The 18,816-nt window shown below is 58.2% G+C and carries 17 protein-coding genes; 5 read left to right on the top strand and 12 right to left on the bottom strand.

Translation table 11 applies throughout. The annotated features are described in order from the left end of the window. Nucleotides 1–147: 147 nt before the first annotated feature. From EC9_RS08795 to efp, 4 genes are all read right to left on the bottom strand, one after another. Nucleotides 148–1,482 carry a L,D-transpeptidase family protein gene (locus tag EC9_RS08795; RefSeq protein WP_145344164.1) on the bottom strand — a complete coding sequence of 445 codons (1,335 nt, stop codon included), beginning with the start codon at nt 1,480–1,482 and terminating at the stop codon, nt 148–150. 188 nt (nt 1,483–1,670) lie between these two features. Beyond that, entirely contained in the window at nt 1,671–2,681 is a 1,011-nt protein-coding gene (locus EC9_RS08790; protein ID WP_145344162.1) for a DNA polymerase III subunit, read from the bottom strand. Between the two features lie 45 nt (nt 2,682–2,726). After that, the gene (gene tmk / locus EC9_RS08785) at nt 2,727–3,341 is read right to left on the bottom strand and encodes a dTMP kinase (RefSeq protein ID WP_145344160.1); all 615 of its coding nucleotides are present in this window, start codon (nt 3,339–3,341) and stop codon (nt 2,727–2,729) included. 116 nt (nt 3,342–3,457) lie between these two features. Next, complete coding sequence (gene efp / locus EC9_RS08780; protein WP_246106030.1) at nt 3,458–4,027, bottom strand: elongation factor P; 570 nt, start codon at nt 4,025–4,027, stop codon at nt 3,458–3,460. 122 nt (nt 4,028–4,149) lie between these two features. On the opposite strand from efp, the gene epmB reads away from it, so the two are divergent. Then, entirely contained in the window at nt 4,150–5,181 is a 1,032-nt protein-coding gene (gene epmB / locus EC9_RS08775) for an EF-P beta-lysylation protein EpmB (protein ID WP_145344156.1), read from the top strand. A 137-nt stretch (nt 5,182–5,318) separates the two neighbouring features. Here epmB and typA read toward each other — a convergent pair whose 3' ends face one another. Further along, the gene (gene typA / locus EC9_RS08770) at nt 5,319–7,139 is read right to left on the bottom strand and encodes a translational GTPase TypA (protein WP_145344153.1); all 1,821 of its coding nucleotides are present in this window, start codon (nt 7,137–7,139) and stop codon (nt 5,319–5,321) included. A gap of 550 nt (nt 7,140–7,689) precedes the next feature. Here typA and greA point away from each other — a divergent pair. Genes greA through EC9_RS08755 form a run of 3 tightly spaced genes read left to right on the top strand, consistent with a single transcriptional unit; the run spans nt 7,690 to nt 10,383 of the window. Beyond that, nucleotides 7,690–8,169, top strand: coding sequence for a transcription elongation factor GreA (gene greA / locus EC9_RS08765; RefSeq protein ID WP_145344151.1), 480 nt, complete (start codon nt 7,690–7,692; stop codon nt 8,167–8,169). Further along, nucleotides 8,153–8,860 (top strand): hypothetical protein, encoded by a 708-nt coding sequence (locus EC9_RS08760; RefSeq protein ID WP_145344149.1) that lies wholly within the window; start codon nt 8,153–8,155, stop codon nt 8,858–8,860. Before greA ends, EC9_RS08760 begins: the two co-directional genes overlap by 17 nt. Nucleotides 8,861–8,868: 8 nt before the next feature. Next, nucleotides 8,869–10,383, top strand: a complete 1,515-nt coding sequence (locus EC9_RS08755) for a serine/threonine-protein kinase (RefSeq protein ID WP_145344147.1) — start codon at nt 8,869–8,871, stop codon at nt 10,381–10,383. Between the two features lie 46 nt (nt 10,384–10,429). Here the strand turns inward: EC9_RS08755 and EC9_RS08750 are convergent, their stop codons facing one another. The 7 genes from EC9_RS08750 to EC9_RS08720 form a co-directional block, all read right to left on the bottom strand. After that, on the bottom strand, nt 10,430–10,861 hold the full coding sequence (locus EC9_RS08750; protein ID WP_145344145.1) for a hypothetical protein: 432 nt from the start codon (nt 10,859–10,861) through the stop codon (nt 10,430–10,432). Between the two features lie 156 nt (nt 10,862–11,017). Then, the gene (locus EC9_RS08745; RefSeq protein WP_145344143.1) at nt 11,018–11,305 is read right to left on the bottom strand and encodes a hypothetical protein; all 288 of its coding nucleotides are present in this window, start codon (nt 11,303–11,305) and stop codon (nt 11,018–11,020) included. A 246-nt stretch (nt 11,306–11,551) separates the two neighbouring features. Beyond that, on the bottom strand, nt 11,552–11,857 hold the full coding sequence (locus EC9_RS08740; RefSeq protein WP_145344141.1) for a hypothetical protein: 306 nt from the start codon (nt 11,855–11,857) through the stop codon (nt 11,552–11,554). 257 nt (nt 11,858–12,114) lie between these two features. Continuing rightward, entirely contained in the window at nt 12,115–13,494 is a 1,380-nt protein-coding gene (locus EC9_RS08735; protein ID WP_218934684.1) for a DUF1501 domain-containing protein, read from the bottom strand. Nucleotides 13,495–13,803: 309 nt separating this feature from the next. Beyond that, nucleotides 13,804–15,429: a sigma-70 family RNA polymerase sigma factor gene (locus EC9_RS08730; protein WP_145344138.1), complete on the bottom strand. Its 1,626-nt coding sequence runs from the start codon at nt 15,427–15,429 to the stop codon at nt 13,804–13,806. 322 nt (nt 15,430–15,751) lie between these two features. Continuing rightward, entirely contained in the window at nt 15,752–16,093 is a 342-nt protein-coding gene (locus tag EC9_RS08725) for a phosphoribosyltransferase (RefSeq protein WP_145344136.1), read from the bottom strand. 118 nt (nt 16,094–16,211) lie between these two features. Continuing rightward, nucleotides 16,212–17,471, bottom strand: coding sequence for a 3-hydroxyacyl-CoA dehydrogenase family protein (locus tag EC9_RS08720; RefSeq protein ID WP_218934683.1), 1,260 nt, complete (start codon nt 17,469–17,471; stop codon nt 16,212–16,214). A gap of 140 nt (nt 17,472–17,611) precedes the next feature. Here EC9_RS08720 and EC9_RS08715 point away from each other — a divergent pair, with 140 nt between their 5' ends. Next, nucleotides 17,612–18,664: an acyl-CoA desaturase gene (locus EC9_RS08715; protein ID WP_145344133.1), complete on the top strand. Its 1,053-nt coding sequence runs from the start codon at nt 17,612–17,614 to the stop codon at nt 18,662–18,664. Nucleotides 18,665–18,816: the final 152 nt, after the last annotated feature.

Genomic DNA, 18,816 nt, shown 5'->3' with positions numbered 1-18,816 from the left:
GCAAATCGGCGCTGCGATTGGAGATATCAGCCCCAGACGCGTTCGCATCGGGTTCAGCAAGGAACCGTGAGCAACCGCTGCACAGCTTATTTGGATCAACGCAAAAACGGATTCGCCTTGCGAATCCGTTTCCATTGCGTTGACGATCTAGCGACGAATCGTGACCGAAGAGCCTTCGGAAAGGATGCCGTAGATGTCGCGAGCGTCCGCGGTATTCATCTGGATGCATCCCAAGCCACTGACGCCCGGTTGCATGCTGGGGCTGCCATGGATGCTCAACCGGTCTCCCAGGTCGATCCAGAATTCACCATACGGATTGCGTGGATCTCCCGCGGCAAAGGTCGTCCCGTCCATGCCGTAGTAGGCGCGAGCCTTCTGTTTGGCTTGGATCGCAAAGGTCCCTTCGACCGGTGCTGGGCTGGTTCCGGTTTTCACCGCAAACGACCCGGCATAGAGATCGCCCAGGAAGAGGGCTAGCTTCGAATTGGAGAGATCGATCTCGGCGCGAAACGGGCCGGTAAAGACTTTTAATTCGGTGCCAGGAACGAGGCTGGCTGGATCGGTGATACCGTTGATGTTCGCCAGCACCTGCACCGGCACGCGGCGAGTCGATGCGATCGACTGCAGCGTGTCACCCGGTTGAACGCGGTAAGCCGATTCGACCAAGTGGCGTTGCGAGTAGACGACTTCGCCAGCCAGGGCGTTGAGGCGTGGCATCAGTTGGGCAGTTTGTTCCGCGGTCAGATCGGGGCTGCCATAAAACAGGCTCAACGTGAAGAGTGCTTCTCGCAACTCTCCGGCTGCGACTTGACGATCGGCGGTTTGGATTGCATTGTCGATTCCGGCGGCCGAATCGGAACTTGGGCTCTCCGCTGCGGGAGTTTCTGTTGGCGAAGCGCTCGGATCCGACGGCATCTGGAAACCACCGGCGGAATCGGAGAGCGAAGCTTCGGCCGGTTGCGGTGTTTCGGGTAGTTTCAGTTCGTCCTGCGACGTACCGCTAGGCCCACTTAAGGACAGGCCAGCCATCGGTGTTTCGGGATAATCTTGTCCTGGATCGGCTTGAACCGCGGGCCCTTGGTCCTCGGGCTTGGGGAGCGCCAGGGTCATCAGCGGTGCTGCCGATGGATCGTCGTTGGTTTCGGCTGGCGGCGCAGCGGGATCGGAACCAAAGTCCAGTGGCGGCAGGCTGTTGAGCGGATCGGAGCTGGCCGTTGCGGCGTCCGATTCAGGCTCCGAGGAGAGCGAAGCAACGACGCCCTCTTGAGTGGAGCTGATCGTTCCGCCGAACGAATCGCCAAATGGCGGGACTTCGATCTCGGGAACGTCGATCGCACCATCATCGATTTGCAGACCATCCTGTTCGACCAATGCCTGCAATTCATCAGGCATCATCACCGGTGGCGTGTTGATAGCAACATACGCTCCGTACAAGACAACAAGCAACAATACGGTTACGACGGCAGTTTTTATCGTTTGCACGTGCGTCCTCCCTGACACCCGGCAATGGTTCAAAAATCACGGACACGATACGCAGCGTCCAGTTGGGAACGTTAGACAATTTCCCAAGTTTGCGTCCAGTGCAAAAATCGAGCATTTCACCACCTCGTTGCTAGCGGCATGATCTCGATGGGGGCTGAGTCCAACGCATTGCTTTTCGCCGCCGCGAGTTAGGCCAGCGGTTTGCCACGCTGCAAATCCCAGGACCAACTTTCGACCAGCGTCTGCTGGTTCGCATTGCGATCGACTTGGTTGATCGCTTCGACGCAGCGATCCATCCGGTACAGGGTCACGTCCATCGCGGGTTCCGATACTTTCTGCGTCTGGCAGGAGTCTCGCATCTGGGTTCGATAGAATTCGATCACCGTCCGAAAGACCTGCCGCATCCGCCCGCGCCGCGCCGAAGCATCTTGGCCGGCGGCGTTAACGTAGTCCGAAACCAGACTGGCCAGTTCGATCGCGGCGGGTGTTTGCGGTTGCAGGATTTCCGCCAGCGCGCCGCGGAACGCCTGCGATTCTTCGTTCAAGATATCTGCGGCTTGCGAAAGATCGCCGCCGGCCAGTTGAAGCGCCTGTTCGATCGCTTCCTCTTCCGCTTCGATCTCGCTGCGCTGCAGTAATTGTTTGGCTTGGGAAGGTGTCAGTTCGGCAAACCGAATCACTTGTGCGCGGCTGCGGATCGTGGGGAGCTGCCGCTGGAGACTGGTCCCGATTAGGATCACGATCGATCCGACCGGCGGCTCTTCGAGCGTTTTCAGCAGGCAATTGGCCCCCTCTTGGTTCAAGTGGTCGGCATCGTCGAGGATCGCAATTTTGCGGCGTCCATAATAGGCTCGCAGACGGATGTCGTGGCAGAATCCCTCCTGCATACGCGCCTCGCGAGGGCCGACCAATTTTTCGACGGGGATCACCGACTTGTCAGCTGGTTTTTCAACCCGCAACAGATCGGGGTGTGTCTTGGCATCGACCAGTCGACAGCTTTCACAGTGGCCGCAGGGCTGCATTTGTTCGGGCGGATTGGTAGTGCACAGCAGCGTTTTGGCTAACAAAGTGGCGAAGGTTTGCTTGCCGATCGAAGCGGGCCCGACGAACAGAAACGTGCTCCCCAGTCGGCCATTGCGGAGTGCCGTGGCAAACCATTCCCGCTGTTGTTCGTGGCCAATATAGTCGTCCCATTGCATCGAAGCTGCCTTCCGAGGTGATCTGAGAATTCGCCGCCGGCGTCGTTATCGATCCTGCCGGGGAATCGCCGCTTGGACCGCATCACGAATGTCCGACCAGACACCATCGACGCTTTGCCCGGCATCGATCACGACGGTCTCTCCCTGGCATCGGGGCAACTGTTGCAGGAACGCTTGCCGGACCTGTTCCATATATTCGACGCCGCGTCGTTCCACGCGATCGGCCGGTCCGCTGCGACGCTCGGCTGCCGCGTCGGCTGGCAGATCCAACAGGATCGTCAGATCGGGATAGATCCCTGCGGTCGCAATCTGCCCCAGTTCCCACAGCAGTTCGGGATCCGCTTCGCCACCCACACTTTGGTAGACGACGTTGGCTAACAGATATCGATCCGAGACGACGGTTTTCCCGGCGGCGATCGCTGGTCGAATGCGAGCTTCGACCAATTGGGTCCGAGCCGCCATGTAGAGCATCGCTTCGCAGCGGCGATGCATTTCCAGATCGCTGTCCAGCAACAGCCCGCGAATCGCTTCGCCAGCTGGCGTGCTTCCCGGATCGCGGACGAATTCGACATCTTCCCCCGACTCACGCAGCCATTTGCACAAACGCTCCAACTGAGTCGTTTTGCCGGCACCATCGATGCCATCGATCGACAAGAACATGAGACGTGAAGGCCTTTGAAATCAGGAAGCGTAGGGGAGCCAAAACGATAACGCCGGCTGCGACCACAAGGTATCGCAGCGCAGTGTTGGCGCTCTGGCAACGAGAGGCTGAAAACTTAGTTGTTGACGCGTTCGACGTAAGCGCCCGTACGGGTGTCGATCTTGATCACGTTCCCCTCTTTGATAAAACCGGGGACCGTGATTTCGGCTCCCGTTTCCACCTTGGCTGGTTTGGTGACGTTGGTCGCCGTGTCTCCCTTGGCACCTGGTTGGCATTCAATGATTTCCATCTCGACATGGTTCGGAGGGCTCATCACGATCGGGTTGCCGTTGTAGAGCGTCAACGTGCAAGCGATGCCATCCTTGAGGTACTTCCAGGCATCGTCGACTTGTGCGGCAGTCAATTCGTATTGATCGAAGGTCTTGCTGTCCATGAAGACAAATCCATCGCCTTGGCGATACAGGAATTGCGTGTCAATTTCTTCGACATCGGCCGACTCCAGCGAATCGCCCCCTTTGTAGGTGCGGTCCAGCGACGTGCCTCGGACGAGATTTCGCAGCCGGCATTTATACATGGCGTTCCCCTTGCCGGGCTTGACGAACGTCATCTCGGTCATCAGGTAGGGTTCGCCGTCGATCTGAACCTTGAGGCCCCTACGGAAATCGCTTGTGTTGTACGTTGCCACTGGTCCTAAACTCCCAAATTGATTTGAATACAGGTCGGCATCTCTCGCCTGCGAACCCGTCGTCCAGTTCCCACGCGGGAGCTTCAAGCCCCACCGCTTCATGTTTCAACGAGAACTGCGAAATGAAGGTCCCGATTCTAGCGAATCCGACAAATTCTGTCCGCGCCCGGTCGGAGAGTTCTGTTCGCTGGCAAGTTCAGCTGAAAAATGCAGTTCGTACGGGGCAACAATTGGTCGAACTGCTAGGCCTGCAAGATGCGATCACCCCATCGCATCAGGCCGCCGCTGATTTTCCGGTCTTCGTAACGCGCGAGTTTCTGTCGCGGATCCGTCCCGGCGATCCAAACGATCCGCTGCTGCGGCAGGTCTTTCCGGCGGCCAGCGAGACCGCGGCGGTCGAGGGCTTTGGCAGCGATCCGTTGCAGGAAGCTAGCTTCACGCGATGCGGAGGTTTGATCCACAAATATGCCGGCCGCGTGCTGTTGGTCACGACGGGAGCCTGTGCGATCCACTGTCGCTATTGCTTCCGCAGGCATTTCCCCTATTCGGACATTCCGCACTCGATCGACCAGTGGCAACCGGCGCTCGATGAAATTGCCGCCGACGAATCGATCGAAGAAGTTTTGCTTAGTGGCGGCGATCCGCTGATGCTGGCAGATCCGGTGCTGGAGCGATTGATCGACGCGTTGCAGTCGATTCCGCATCTGCGGCGGCTGAGGATTCACAGCCGGCTGCCGATCGTGCTGCCGTCGCGCGTCAACGATGCCCTTGTCGGGATGCTGACCGCTTCGCGGCTGACCGTCTGGATGGTCGTCCATTCGAATCACGCCAACGAACTCGACGAAGCCGTCGGGCAAGGACTGGGGCGTTTGATCGATCGCGGCATCCCGGTGCTGAACCAGGCGGTGCTGTTGCGCGGCGTCAACGACGACCTCGATGCGTTGACCGATCTCTGCCGGCGGCTGATCGATCTCCGCGTGACGCCTTATTATCTGCACAAACTAGACCAGGTCGCCGGCGCGGCTCACTTCGACGTCTCAAAAGAACGAGGTTGCGAGCTGATCGAAGGCTTGCGAACGCGGTTGCCCGGATATGCGGTCCCGCGTTTTGTGATCGAACAGCCCGATCAACCGTCGAAGACCACGATCGTTTAGACCCAAAACCGTCCACTACATCCCGCCGCTAATTCTTGCGACGGTCCGAGGCTCCTTCGTTGAACGGTATTGCGGTTAGACCGCCGGCCATATTTGCTCTGCCCGCGATCGGGCAGAGGCTTCCGTTTCGGTTCGCGTTAAGCCTTGGAGCCCGAACGGCCGATGCGGCGGCGATCCGATTCCCGCAGAACCGCTTTACGCAACCGGATGCTCAACGGAGTGATCTCGACAAGTTCGTCGTCTTCGATGAATTCGAGAGCCGCTTCGAGGAACAGTTCGCGAGCCGGTTTGAGGACGACGTTGTCATCGCTTCCCGAAGCTCGCATGTTGGTCAGCTTCTTCTCGCGGGTCGGATTGACGGTCATATCGTTGTCACGAACGTTTTCGCCAACGATCATCCCCTCGTAGATTTCGTCGCCGGGGCGGACGAACAATTCGCTGCGATCTTGCAATGTAAACAGCGAGAACGGAACCGCTTTGCCGCTGGTCATCGAGACCAACACGCCGTTGCCACGCGAGGGAACTTCGCCTTCGACGGGACGGTAGCTGTCGAAGCGATGGTGAATGATCGCGGTCCCTTGCGTTGCGTTGAGCAACCGGGTTCGCAAACCGATCAGACCGCGAGCGGGAATGTTGAATCGCAGCAATTGGTAGCTGCCGCGCGGCGAGATGTCTTCCAACAATCCGCGGCGGTGACCGACCAATTCCATCACGGGTCCCATCCGTTCTTCGGGGACTTCGACGTTCAGGATTTCGTACGGTTCGTGCTTCTTGCCGTCGATCTCCTGGAAGACCACGCGCGGCTTACCGACGCTCAATTCATAACCTTCGCGACGCATCGTTTCGATCAACACCGACAGGTGAAGGACACCGCGGCCACGCACGGCGTAAGCTTCGGTTCCTTCGATCGGCGCGACGCGGAGGGCGACGTTTCGTTCGAGTTCCTTTTCCAGACGCGTCTTCAATTGACGCGTGGTCACGTATTTGCCTTCGCGTCCGACCATCGGGGATGAATTGATGCTGAAAACCATTTCCAACGTCGGTTCGTCGACTTTCAATCGATCCAGCGGCATCGGGTGATCGGGATGGCAGATCGTATCGCCGATCTCGACGTCGTCCAGACCAACGATCGCGACGACTTCGCCGGCCGAGGCCTTCTCGACTTCGACGCGTCCCAGCTTGTCGAAGATATGCAATCCGCCGACCTTGCGTCGTGCGATTCGGTCGCCCGATTGATGCACGGCGACGGTCTGTTCGGCCGACATCGTTCCCGAAGTGATCCGTCCGATCGCGATTCGGCCGACGTATTCGGACCAGTCGAGTGTTGTCACCAACATTTGCAACGGCGCGTCGACTTCGACATCGGGACCGGGCAGATCGTCGACCAAACGATCCAACAGCGGTGTCATGTCGGTCCCCGGTTTGCTCGGGTCGTCGGTGGCGTAGCCTTCTTTGCTGGAAGCGAAGACATAAGAAGCATCGTCGAGGAAGTGGTCGCCGCCAAGTTCAGCCAGCAATTCGAGAGCTTCGTCGAGAACCTCCATCGAACGGGCGTCGGGACGATCGATCTTGTTGATCACGACGATCGGCTTGACTCCCGCCTCCAACGCCTTTTCCAACACGAAGCGTGTTTGCGGCATGGGGCCTTCGGCGGCGTCGACTAGGACCAACGCACCGTCGGCCATCCGGACGACGCGTTCGACCTCGCCGCCAAAGTCGGCGTGACCAGGGGTATCGATGACGTTGATTTTCACGCCGCGATAGGGAATCGCGATGTTCTTCGAAAGGATCGTGATCCCACGTTCTTTTTCGAGATCGTTCGAATCGAGAATCCGTTCACCGCGGAGATCGGATTCACGTTGTTCGCTGCTTTGCCGCAGCAAACAATCGACGAGCGTCGTTTTGCCGTGATCCACGTGAGCGATAATGACGACGTTGCGTAGATCGTTTCGACGCATAAGACAGGTTGCTTTCCAGAAAGGTTTGTTCGCCGCGAACGCATCCACGGCAAGCATCCGCTGTTTCGCACACCGAGTTTGGTGGCGACATCACCGCGAATCCTATTCATAGAAATTGTGCATATCCCTTCGACGCTGACTAGGCCAGATCGGTTCTTTGGCACAAGAATTGCCTCCGCGCTGCAGCGATTCAGGGGATTGAAACGCCCTCGACCTACCAACTGTTTTGTTCGGCTGTTTTTGCCGGGCGGCATCGATGTCGCGGCGAATCAGTCCGTTGGTGGAGCAGTTGGGGCCCCCAATCGGCATGGCAAACAGTCCCCGAACAACCGGGCAAAGGCGGATAATCGCGCTGCCATGTCGCTGCATCGGCGGCATTCGCTGCTTTGGCTCTCCTCTGACATCCGAGCGGGTTGCACAATGGATGCAAAACCTTGAAAATGTGTTGAAACGACAGTTTCCGTCTATTGAGCGGTCGACTTCTTGACTCAAGAGTCGATCGCTTTAATTTTGAATGAACCCAACTTTAAAGCAGGAAGGAACAGGTGCCATGAGTGGATCGGTACCAATGACCCGCGACGGTTATAATCGATTGAAAGCGGAGGTCGCCCATCTGGAAGGGGTGCTGATGCCCGAGATCACTGAGAAATTGGCGGCTGCGCGGGAAGAGGGAGACCTGAAGGAGAACGCCGAATACCACGCCCAACGCGAAAATCAGGGGTTGCTGCAGGCGAAGATCAACGAACTGAAAAGCAAGATCGCCCGGGCCGATATCGTCGATGTCTCTCAGTTGCCCAAGGATGAGGTCGTTTTCGGTTGCAAGGTGACAGTGAAAGACCTGACCTACCACGACGAGGAGGAGTTTATGCTTGTCGGCGTGGGAGACGATGATCTGGATGCCGGTAAGATTCTGGTGACCAGTCCCATCGGGCAAGGGCTGTTGGGCAAAAAGGTCGGTCAGGTTGCGGAGATCAGTGTCCCCGCGGGAATTCAAAAATTTGAAGTCGTGAAGATTGAACACCCAGAATAAAACCGACCCGTCAAACGCACCTCCGACGACAGCAGAGCCGGCCGGGTGCGCCGCCTGGGCTCCCGCATTGATCGCTGGTGGTGCGCTGCTGGGCATGCTGTTTTTCATCAGCTGCGCCGGCGGTACCTATTACCTGTTTCAACAGCGAGGCGAATTCGCCTTGCGGACGATCGACGGGACGTTGATCCCGTTGATCGAACAATCGCGATTGGAACCGGATGACAAAGCGACCACGATTGCGGAGCTGCGCGACTTTATCGTGCGTGGCCAGTCGGGAGAGCTGGAAGATTGGCAGATCGCTGGCGTGATGCAGCGTCTGGTTCGTGCGCCGATTGTCAGCTGGGGCGATATGCAGTTCATCGGCTCGGTCATTGCCCAACGCGAATCGTTTACCGACGAGGAGAAGGTCGCCTTCCTGCGCGATCTTTCGCGTTTGCAACGTGGCGCCGAACTGGACAAAGTCACTCAGTTGGAAATGGCCGATATCTTCGAGCCGATCTCGACCAAGGCCGATCACGAATCGGGGTATTCGTTGGATCAAGAGTTTTCCGACGAAGGGCTGCGTGAATTCATCGCTCGGGTGCGATTGGTCGCTGCCCGTGCCGAGGTTCCCGAGAAGCAATACGATGTGACGCTGGTTGCGATCGTCAAGCGACAGATTGCCGCCGGTATTAAATCGGGTATGAAGTAACCTGTGCAATGACCGACACCACCAACGCCCAGCCTGACGACTCGTTCACCGCTCACGAGATCGGCAACGATCTGACCGGCGGTCAGTTGGGGGACCTGCAGATCTTGCGACGCTTGGGGCGAGGCGGGATGGCGGATGTCTATCTTGCGACTCAAGTTTCCCTGGAACGCCAGGTCGCTATTAAGATCTTGCGCGCCTCGTTGGCCAACGACAATAACTACGTCGAACGCTTTCGGCGCGAGGCGCGGGCCGCGGCCAAGTTGTCGCATCCCAACATCGTACAAGTCTATGATGTGGGGCGATCCGAGGGCCGCTATTTCATCAGCCAAGAATTCATCGATGGACGCAATCTGCGCGAGCAGATCGATCGCGAGGGGCCGCTGTCGCTTCAGCAGGGCTTGGCGGTGATGATGGGGGTGGCGTCGGCGCTCGACGCGGCGTGCGAGCAGGGGATCACGCATCGCGACATCAAGCCCGAAAACATCATGCTCAGCAACAAAGGGGATGTCAAAGTCGCCGACTTTGGGCTGGCGCGGATTGCGAACCCCGATTTCCAAAGCGATCTGACGCAGGTCGGGCTGACGCTTGGGACGCCGTTGTACATGAGTCCCGAGCAGGTGCAAGGCAAGCCGGTCGACGTGCGCAGCGATCTTTATTCGTTAGGCGTGACGATGTTTCATGTGCTGACGGGACGTCCGCCGTTCGAAGGGGAGACACCGCTGGCGATTGCGGTGCGTCATCTGCACGAAGAACCGCCCCGTATCAGCGGGTTGCGGATGGACGACCATATCCCCGGTTGGATCGATGAGGTCGTCGCGCGGTTGATGGCCAAAGATCCCAAGAAGCGGTTCGATACACCGGCGCGGTTGGTCGAGTATCTGCAGAAAAAGGTCGCTGAATCGGGAGGGCAGGAGTCGCTTGGAACGCTGCCAGTTCGGTTGGCCGCCACCAAGACGTTGCAAAGCGTGATGTCGGCCGAACCGACCAGCACGGCCCGGCGGTTGTTGTGGTTGGCGGCGATTGTGTTGCCGGTGTTGGGGCTTGCTGCGGGGATCGTGTCGGCGCGGCATCGCAGTGATGTGGCCGACCTGTTGAGCACTGAAGCGGCGACTGTCGAGCCTCAGGAATCGGTTCAGCGCCAGTTCTTTGAAGCGATGCGAATCAACACACCGGCGGCCTGGCAAGCGGTTTGGGTTAGTTTTCCGGCGGCTGATAGTACGGAAAACAAAATCTATGCCGCCAAAGCACGGATCCAGCTAGCGCGTCTTTACGACCAGCAGGGCTCGCCCGAAAGCGCTCAACGCGTCGCTCGAGAAGTCATGAACGACCCCGATCTGCCGCCGCACCTGACCGCCGTCGCGATGGCTCAGTGCGAAAATGCGCTGCGCGGGATGGGCAAACATGACGAAGCGGCTCAGTTGGGCGATTCGCTGAATCGTAAATGGAAGGAACTCTCCCCCGAGGGGCAGGGGCTGTTTCGGCTGGCTGTCCCGCGTGGCGTCTTGGATCGGTTGGATCTATAGATCAGCAACCGTTGGCTGCCCTGCCGGTCTCGTTCGAACGACGACCTTAAGGGGTCTCTCTCTTCATCTCCGACCGCTTCGACTGGGACGTTCGCGTTGCCCGCGTTAGTTCCAGGAAGTTTTCGTCCATGAATTCCGTGATCGTGCCGTCGATCGTCCAATGGCTGTCGGCATGGTCGCGGCGGAGCGAGCGGACGATTCGCTGCAGGGCCAGGTTTTCGTGGATCCGATACGTTCGTTGGTCGCTGCCTACAAATACCCATCGATTGCCAACCGGCATCACTTCACCCGCGACTTCCGCAAGCGTCGATCCTTCGCGTCGCAAGGTTCCCCCTTTGTTGTCGTCGAAATCCGCACCCCGTCCGACTGAGCAGGGGATTCCGAAGATGAACAATGCGCTGAACATCAGGCTCAGGGCCGAGCGTTGTTCGCAGGGCGAAGCGCGAAACAGATAGATGGCGATGGGCAGCAAGAACATGGGGTGAAGGACTCCGATGGTCAATCGCACAACACGGACGGTTGTTGGGATTGCTGTCTCGGTGGTTCGTTCCTTCGAAGCCACGTAGAGCGATGGTGGGGGGGGCAGCGGTTCCTTGCTGCGTGGGGCCTTTTTCTGGGGTGGGGAGGACGCGATTCAGTGGCGTTTGAGGGCAAAGCTGTGCAGGGTGACGACTATTCCACTGACGACCATCGCCGCGCCGATCCAGCGTGGCGGCCGCACGCGTTTGGTCGGGTTGGGGTGGACCTGCATTGCGAAAGCCGAAAACGCATCGTTGCTTGCGACGGGAGTCTTCCGCATCACGCGATCTAGGGCTCGGGTGCATCGCTCGTTGATCACAAACGAATCGACTAACCGAAACTGAATTCCGAACAAGATCAGCAGGATGCCGATCAAAAAGTAATGGTTTCGTGTGAATTTCATCGCGGGACAAACCTCATTGCGGCAACCCTGCCTGGGACGCGGCCCCGGTGCCTGGCGGGACAACCGGCATCAGGCGACGCGAATCGCCCTGGGGCGCGGATCGCTGGGACGGGAGAGGGGGCTTGCGAAGCGTTTTGCACGCTAGCAAATCGCTCACAAGAGAGGGATCGACCAGGGGAGAGGTCGTTCGCTAGTCCGTCGTAAAGAGTGTCCGTTGTGCTGGTGGTAGCGGTCGCAGCACGCAGTTTATTGTCGATGTCCCAGTACGCCACCGAAGAGCGAACCAACGCGTTGCTGCAGGCTCTGCGTGGGCGAGTTGGGCATTAGGTCGGATCGTTGGGCTTTGAGCATCGCTTGGGTTAGCTGAGGTCGATCGCGCCAATCGGTGATGCTGAATTGGCGGATGTCAGCGAATGTGCCGTCCAGGCCGACCTGGGTCTTGCGAACCAAGTGGGTCCCGCCATCGGAGCGGACGACGTGGTAGTTCATCGCGGTGTACAGCGTGCCAGCACCCACGGCGACACCCAGTAGAAAAGATCCAACGCGTCCCATCGATTCCATCCTCCAAACAGCCAACATCTTCCACTTCGTGCGGAGCCAATGTGCCTATCGGCACTTCGGTCCGGCTTCGCGGCCACGTTAAGCCGTAAGCGGTATACATTAAGGCAGGGTTCGCTAGCAAGTGAGATTCACTCGCTCGTGTGAACGCTGCTAAGCGAAGTATTCGCAGATGTCGCGCTTTGGGCAACCCCGACCTTGTCAAAGCGAAGGGGAGGGAGGCCCAAACAGTTGTCGGGCGTCGGGGCTTGTTAGATCAATTCCGAGATTGGTCGCCCGTTTTCTTGGACCGCGAAGTGGGGCCGCCCGCGGGTGTCCTCGTAGGTCACGTTTTGCGGCACGCCCATGTGGTGATAGATCGTTGCCGCCAAGTCGCCCGGTGTGACGGGACGGTTCTTGATTTGGCCCCCGTCCTTTTCGGTGGCGCCGATGATCTGGCCGTGTCGCATTCCGCCGCCAGCCAAACACATCGACATCACTTGCGGCCAGTGGTTGCGACCGTCGGTGCTGCCCTGGGTTCCCATGTTCGGCGTTCGGCCAAATTCTCCCATCGCAACGACTAATACATCGTCGAGCATGTTGCGTTGATCGAGATCCGAGACGAGCGTCGTGATCAAGCGATCGAACAGCGGCAGCAGTGGCTTCAAGCCCCGTTCGATTCCACCATAAGGCGGAATGTTGTCGCCATGATTGTCCCAGGTTCCCGAGGAGGGATGGTAGCTGAGGTCGATCGTGACAAAAGAGACTCCCGATTCGACAAGCCGTCGCGCCATCAACGCCTGCTGGCACCACAGGTGATCGCCGTAGGCGTCGCGTGTTGCTTGGGATTCCTGCCCTAGGTCGAATGCTTTCTGGACATGGCTGCCGGTCAAGGTCTGGATCGCTTGCTGCTGGTACTGATCCAATGTTTGCACGGCGGGGGAATGGTCCAGTCGTCGCCGGACCTGATCTAATTGCTTCAGCAGTTGTTGCCGCTGCTCGATCCGCTCGAAGCTCAAGTCCTTGGCGAAGTTAAACATGGACGCGTCGGAGATCCGTCCGCTGTCCTTCCCCACGGTGTCGTAGATCGGCAGCTTTGCCGCGGCGTTCCCTTGAAACGGGTCGAACGCGTGGCCGAGATACCCGGCGTGTCCGACGTGCCCCGCAGCTTTTTGGAAGGCGACGTAAGCGGGCATGTTCGGTTGGTTGGGGCCCCGTTCCTTGGCGATGATCGAAGCGATCGAGGGATAGTTGGCTCCCAGTCGATTCGTTCGCGGAGCCGCGTCACGGTTGCCAGTCTGCATGACCATGTTCGGTTCATGGCTGCTGCTGCGACAATCGACCGATCGGATAAGCGTGAACTTATCCATCATCGCCGCTTGTCGCGGCAGGTGTTCGCAAATGAATTCGCCCGGGATCGCCGTCTGGATTGGCGAGAAGGGGCCGCGGTTGTTCAGCGGCCGATCGGGCTTCATATCCCACATGTCGATGTGGCTTGGGCCGCCGGTCATCCACAGCAGGATCACCGATTTGTTCGATGAAATGCTGCGGCCGGCTTGTGTCGCCGCAGCGCGTTGTTGCAAGAGCGCTGGCAGGGAGAGCCCGGCGATCCCCGCGGCGCTCGCCTTCACAAAATTGCGACGGCTGGCCAAACAAAGACCTTCGTGGGTTGTCCCTCCAAACGACTCGAATGCATGGCGTTCATGAGCCGAGCCGCAAATGCCTGGTTTGCGCATTTGTTCAATACCTCGTCAAAAATGGTGAACCGCCTTCGTTCGTTTTCGAAACGACATTGTAGCCGATTTGGTCCAACATTCCTAACGCATTTGTTCGGTCGGCGGGCAATCGCGCCGAGAATTCCGCTGCCACCTCCCTCTGCCACGCGGACGCGGGGGCGTCCGCCGCGAACCGTTTCGCGGCGACGGCAACCACGCCGCCCCAGAGGGCTTGTTGAGGGGGCGTTAGACTTCGCTTTTCAGGAAGCCCTCCAAGTGGTCGGCGCGGTTTGGGCTCTGCAGTTTGCGGACAGCTTTTGCTTCGATTTGCCGAACGCGTTCCCGGGTGACCTTGAAAATCCGTCCCACTTCTTCAAGCGTGTAGCTGTAGCCATCGACCAGGCCGTAACGCAGTTTGATGATCTCCCGCTCGCGATAGGTGAGCGTCTTCAGCAGGTCCTCGATCTTCTGTCGCAGGATGCCGTTGCTGGCACATCGGACCGGGTTGTCGCTCTCGTTATCTTCGATGAATTCGCCAAAGCTGCTGTCTTCGCCTTCGCCAACAGGGCGGTCGAGGCTGACCGGATGGCGACCGATGTCCATCACGCGGCGAACTTCTTCGACCGGGATCTCGGTCTCTAGTGCGATCTCTTCCATCGTTGGTTCGCGACGCAATTCTTGCAGCATGCGTTTTTGAACCTGACGCAGCTTGCTGAGCACATCGATCATGTGAACCGGGATGCGGATCGTGCGAGCTTGGTCGGCAATCGCCCGGGTGATCGCTTGGCGAATCCACCAGGTTGCGTAGGTGCTGAACTTAAAGCCGCGGCGATATTCGTATTTGTCGACAGCTCGCATCAGCCCGGTGTTCCCCTCCTGGATCAGGTCGAGGAAGCTGAGCCCACGGTTGCGGTACTTCTTGGCGATCGAGACGACCAGACGAAGGTTGCCGCTGGAGAGTTCGCGTTTGACTTTTTCGTAAGCATCGAAGTGCTTGCGGAACTTGGCGACGCGGTTGCGTAGCGATGTGGGGCTCTCTTGCGTGACGCGGATCAGTTCACGCAGTTCTTGTCGCAGGTCGGCGTCTTCGTCTCGCGACAACGCATCGTTGCCCAGTTGGGTCATGCGTTGTTTGATGTAATCCATTCGCGAGGAGAAGTTTTCCAGTTGCTTCATCAGCGGCGTGACGCGGCGGCTGCGAAGGCTTAGTTCTTCGACCAGTTGCAGGCACTTGCGACGGCGGCGGATGAAGTTGCATCGTGCGATGGCACGATCCTCTTCATTGCTGCTTTTACGCACGATCACGTCGAAATCTTGTTTGTTTTGGTCCATCAAGATGCCGACGGTTCGCAGGTTGTGCGGCATCCGAGCGCTCACCTGTTCCTTGGTCAGTCGTTCGGTCAAAGAGACCTTGATGGTGCGATCAAACGGCAGTTTGCCCTCATGGACGTTGCGGAGCGTTTCGACGGTCGCTCGCAGTGCAAAGTCCGATTCGAGGATCGCGCGGCGGAATTGCCGGCGGGTGACTTCGATCTTTTTCGCAAGATTGATCTCTTCGTCGCGAGACAACAACGGGATCTCAGCCATTTGGCTCAGGTACATGCGAATCGGGTCGTCGCTCGCCTTTGGCAGTTCCGACGACGGAACAAATGGGTCGACATCCGACAGCTTGCCTTTGGCCAGCAAGCCGCCTGCGAGCGATTCGTCGACGAGTTCGATTCCCTGGTCTTCGATCGCCAACAGGAGGTTGTCTAGCTTTTCTGGACTTGCGTCCTCGTCGGGAAGATAGTTATTGACCTCTTCGTAAGTCAGATAACCTTGGGACTTCCCTTTAGCGATCAGATCAACGAGTTCCTTCTCCATCACTTCCATGACAAACCTCCATTTTTGTCACCGACACCACTGATTCGGGATATGGGTGTCGGCCCCTTGCGGGATTGGGATTGAGTTGTGACTTGTGCGGACAAGTTCACAACAGTTGGGTCGCACTTCCTTGGCGTACTCAGGAGCGATATTCTACGCATATCTCTCTTGCAGACTAGACATGATTCAACCTAAACCGAGTCCTTTTTCTCAAAAATACAAACTTTCACTCAATGCTTGCAAATCGATCTACCGGATAAACTTGGTGAGTGAGGGTTAGCTAGCAATTAGAAGATTATAGAGACCGTTCGCGGTGAACCTCACGTCGACACTAAGCTTTCGAAAACAGTTGTCCCAGGCCGTGATCGAGTTGGCCGCGGGTTAACACCAGGTCGAACCCGGCGTCGCGAGCCGCCGACAGTCGGCCGGTCTGAACGTGGGGCCCAAAAGCGATCAACCTCGCGGCGGGCGTCTGCTGGCGAACATGTTGGGCGATCGCTTCGACAGTGCTGCCGGTGGTCGCTAGGTCGACAATCACCACCTGCAGCCCTTCGTTCAACGTGACCTTTTCGATCGATTTGCCCATCGACATTTCATACCCTGCCTCGACCGCGGCCGACTTGATGCGGCTGGCGAAAAACAGGTCGGTCGATAATAAGAGGGCTTGGGACATCGTTTGGGATTCCATATGTAGTGTTGGGGAATTGATTCGTTGTGTGAATGGTGGCGTGCTGCGAACTTGTTCGCGGTCGCCGCGGTTGTGTGCCGATCTGGCCTCGGATGCAAGGGGCTTATTGTTGCGGATCGTTTGCCGGCGAGCGATTGTCCACGGTGCAAAGCAATTCCAACGCATCGCTGGCCGAATCGGCGGTGGCGAGGGCCGCCAGTAATTCTGGCGGCGCGGCGAAACGGCGGCCCAGTGTCGCCAGTTCTGTTAGTTCGGCGACGCATTGTTCGGTTCCGATGCGATCGAAGCGATCGAGAAAGCCTGCGGGATCGCGGAAGCCCAGCCCACCACCGATCGCTCGCTGGATCGATTCGAGGTCGTCGACGACATTTTGCAGCAAGATACAGGCGGCTTCGATCAGCATGGGGAAAAAAAGTCTGGCGGCGACTTGGCTGTCCGATTGCGTGGTCGCGTCGCGCGTGTAGCGATCGACCAACGTCTGCGCGGTCGGTCCGAGGAGGGCCGATCGGCGATCATCGCGATAGGTGTAAAAGCCTTCGCCGCCGGCGCGGCCGGTCAGCTTGGCTTTGACCATCGCGGGGGTTAGCGGTGACGGTTCGATCCGGCTGGGGAACGCTTGCCAAATCGCTCGGCCGGCGTGAAAACCGGTCTCCATTCCGATCCAGTCCATCAGCTCCAGCGGGGACATCGGCATCCCACGCTCGGTCGACACACGTTCGATCTGATCTGGCGACGTGCCGCTGCACAGCAGTTGGACCGCTTCATTGAGATAAGGAACCAGCATTCGATTGACAACAAAGCCCGGCGCGTCGCGAACGATCAGGTGTTGCTTGCCCAAGGCGGCGGCGTAGCGTTTGGCGATCGCAACCGTCGCGTCGTCCGTCGCTTCGGTCGTGATGATCTCGATCAACGGGCGTTGGTCGACCGGCATAAAGAAGTGCAGGCCGCAGCAGCGGCGGCGATCGAGAACGCGTTGGGTGACGTCGGCAAGCGGGATCGTCGAGGTGTTGGTCGCCAGAATCGCGTCGGGGGGCGACAACTGTTCGGCGGTGGCCAAGACCTGCTGCTTCGGTTCGCGACGTTCGACAATCGATTCGATCACAATCGCTTGTTGCCCGCGGGGGGAGGTTGTCGCGCCGGGCGGAGTCAATTCGGTCGCCCAAGCGTCGTCCCCCCAGCGAATCGGATCGGACTTGGTACCGCCGGCTTGCGCGATTAAAGAGTCGACCGTTGCGGCAAGCTGAGCCGGATTGGAGTCGATCAGGCGGATCCCGATGCCCCCACGCAGATGGTCCCAAGCGATCGCGCGGCCGACGATTCCGGCCCCGATCAGCGAGATATTCCAGTCAATTTGCTCGTTCAATGAAATCGACGCTCCAAGAAATTCCAATACCCGACCCCGGAGCTCTCGTGCCCCCATTGGGCTGGAGTCCCTTCTCCGCGTACTGTATAGGTTAAACGCAACCGCAAGATTCTCCTACTCGCCCCAACGCAAGGCAATCGATGAGCACTCGTGCCGCCGTGACCGACAAACCATCCATCGATTCCAATGCCGTTGCCCAGGAGGATCTGAATCGGGAACCACCCGCTGCGACCCCGTTGACGAGCTTGGAATATCCCAGTGGCGTCGACTTGAACGATATTCAGTGGGGTTATTCGATCTCGTTTTTGGTGGTTCACGCCGCGGCGCTGTTGGCGCTGTTTCCGTGGTTCTTTTCGTGGGCTGGCGTGATTGCGTTTGCAGTCGGGACGGTGGTCTTTGGTCAGTTGGGGATTCCGATCTGTTACCACCGCTTGTTGACCCACCGCAGCTTTAAGACGCCCAAATGGTTTGAACGGACGTTGGTCACGTTTGCGTTATGCAGTGCGCAAGAGACTCCGGCGCGGTGGGTTGCCTGGCACCGAATCCATCACCAGCACAGCGATCATCGCGAGGATATGCACAGTCCCTTGGTCAACTTTCTGTGGTCGCACATCAATTGGCTGGTCTACCGGAACAACAGCGTGCAGAACTTTTCGCTGTATCAGAAATATGCCCGCGACATCCTTAGCGATCGTTATTACATGTGGCTGGAGAAGGTTCCCTACCCGATGACACTGTTTTACGTCGGGCATGCGATCGCCTTTTTTTTGATCTCCTATGCGATTTCGATCGCGATCTTTGGCGCGAACATGCAAGCATTCCAGATGACGGCCAGTCTTTTCGTTTGGGGTGTGTTGGTGCGGACCGTTTGGGTTTGGCATATCACATGGAGCGTGAATTCTCTGTCGCACATGTTTGGCTACCGAAATTATGCGACGACCGACGACAGCCGGAACAATTGGTTCGTCTCATTGATCACCGGGGGCGAGGGGTGGCACAACAATCATCATGCCGATCAAGCCTCGGCTTCGGTTCAGCATCGATGGTGGGAGTTTGACCCTAATTACTACGTTATTCAGCTGTTTGGGGTCTGCGGGTTGGCGACGAACATCGTTCCACCGATGCATCAACGTCGTCGAGCAACCGAGGGGACGGCGGGGACCCCTCGCGATCCGAGCGAAGCGGTACGGTGATTTATTGCCCCGAAGATTCAAATAATTCGCGTGGCAATGGCTGACTCGCGGCTTCAACGCCTTGTCACCACGCGCCAGCAAAGGTCATACTAGTGCAGCGGCGTTGGAGCAGCTTGATGCGCCCGATGGGGAATGGATGACCTTTGCCAACT

This window comes from Rosistilla ulvae (genome assembly GCF_007741475.1).
Lineage (GTDB): Bacteria > Planctomycetota > Planctomycetia > Pirellulales > Pirellulaceae > Rosistilla > Rosistilla ulvae.
Note: the sequence above shows the minus strand (reverse complement) of the source record. Positions and strands in the feature narration are given on the sequence as shown.

Excerpts from the sequence above, each read along its gene's own strand:
- EC9_RS08790 (WP_145344162.1), bottom strand. The coding sequence starts at position 2,681 with ATGCAATGGGACGACTATATTGGCCACGAACAACAGCGGGAATGGTTT.
- EC9_RS08715 (WP_145344133.1), top strand. The coding sequence starts at position 17,612 with ATGAGCACTCGTGCCGCCGTGACCGACAAACCATCCATCGATTCCAAT.
- tmk (WP_145344160.1), bottom strand. The coding sequence starts at position 3,341 with ATGTTCTTGTCGATCGATGGCATCGATGGTGCCGGCAAAACGACTCAG.
- typA (WP_145344153.1), bottom strand. The coding sequence starts at position 7,139 with ATGCGTCGAAACGATCTACGCAACGTCGTCATTATCGCTCACGTGGAT.
- EC9_RS08750 (WP_145344145.1), bottom strand. The coding sequence starts at position 10,861 with ATGTTCTTGCTGCCCATCGCCATCTATCTGTTTCGCGCTTCGCCCTGC.
- EC9_RS08740 (WP_145344141.1), bottom strand. The coding sequence starts at position 11,857 with ATGGGACGCGTTGGATCTTTTCTACTGGGTGTCGCCGTGGGTGCTGGC.
- EC9_RS08745 (WP_145344143.1), bottom strand. The coding sequence starts at position 11,305 with ATGAAATTCACACGAAACCATTACTTTTTGATCGGCATCCTGCTGATC.
- greA (WP_145344151.1), top strand. The coding sequence starts at position 7,690 with ATGAGTGGATCGGTACCAATGACCCGCGACGGTTATAATCGATTGAAA.
- EC9_RS08755 (WP_145344147.1), top strand. The coding sequence starts at position 8,869 with ATGACCGACACCACCAACGCCCAGCCTGACGACTCGTTCACCGCTCAC.
- epmB (WP_145344156.1), top strand. The coding sequence starts at position 4,150 with ATGAAGGTCCCGATTCTAGCGAATCCGACAAATTCTGTCCGCGCCCGG.
- EC9_RS08725 (WP_145344136.1), bottom strand. The coding sequence starts at position 16,093 with ATGTCCCAAGCCCTCTTATTATCGACCGACCTGTTTTTCGCCAGCCGC.
- EC9_RS08730 (WP_145344138.1), bottom strand. The coding sequence starts at position 15,429 with ATGGAAGTGATGGAGAAGGAACTCGTTGATCTGATCGCTAAAGGGAAG.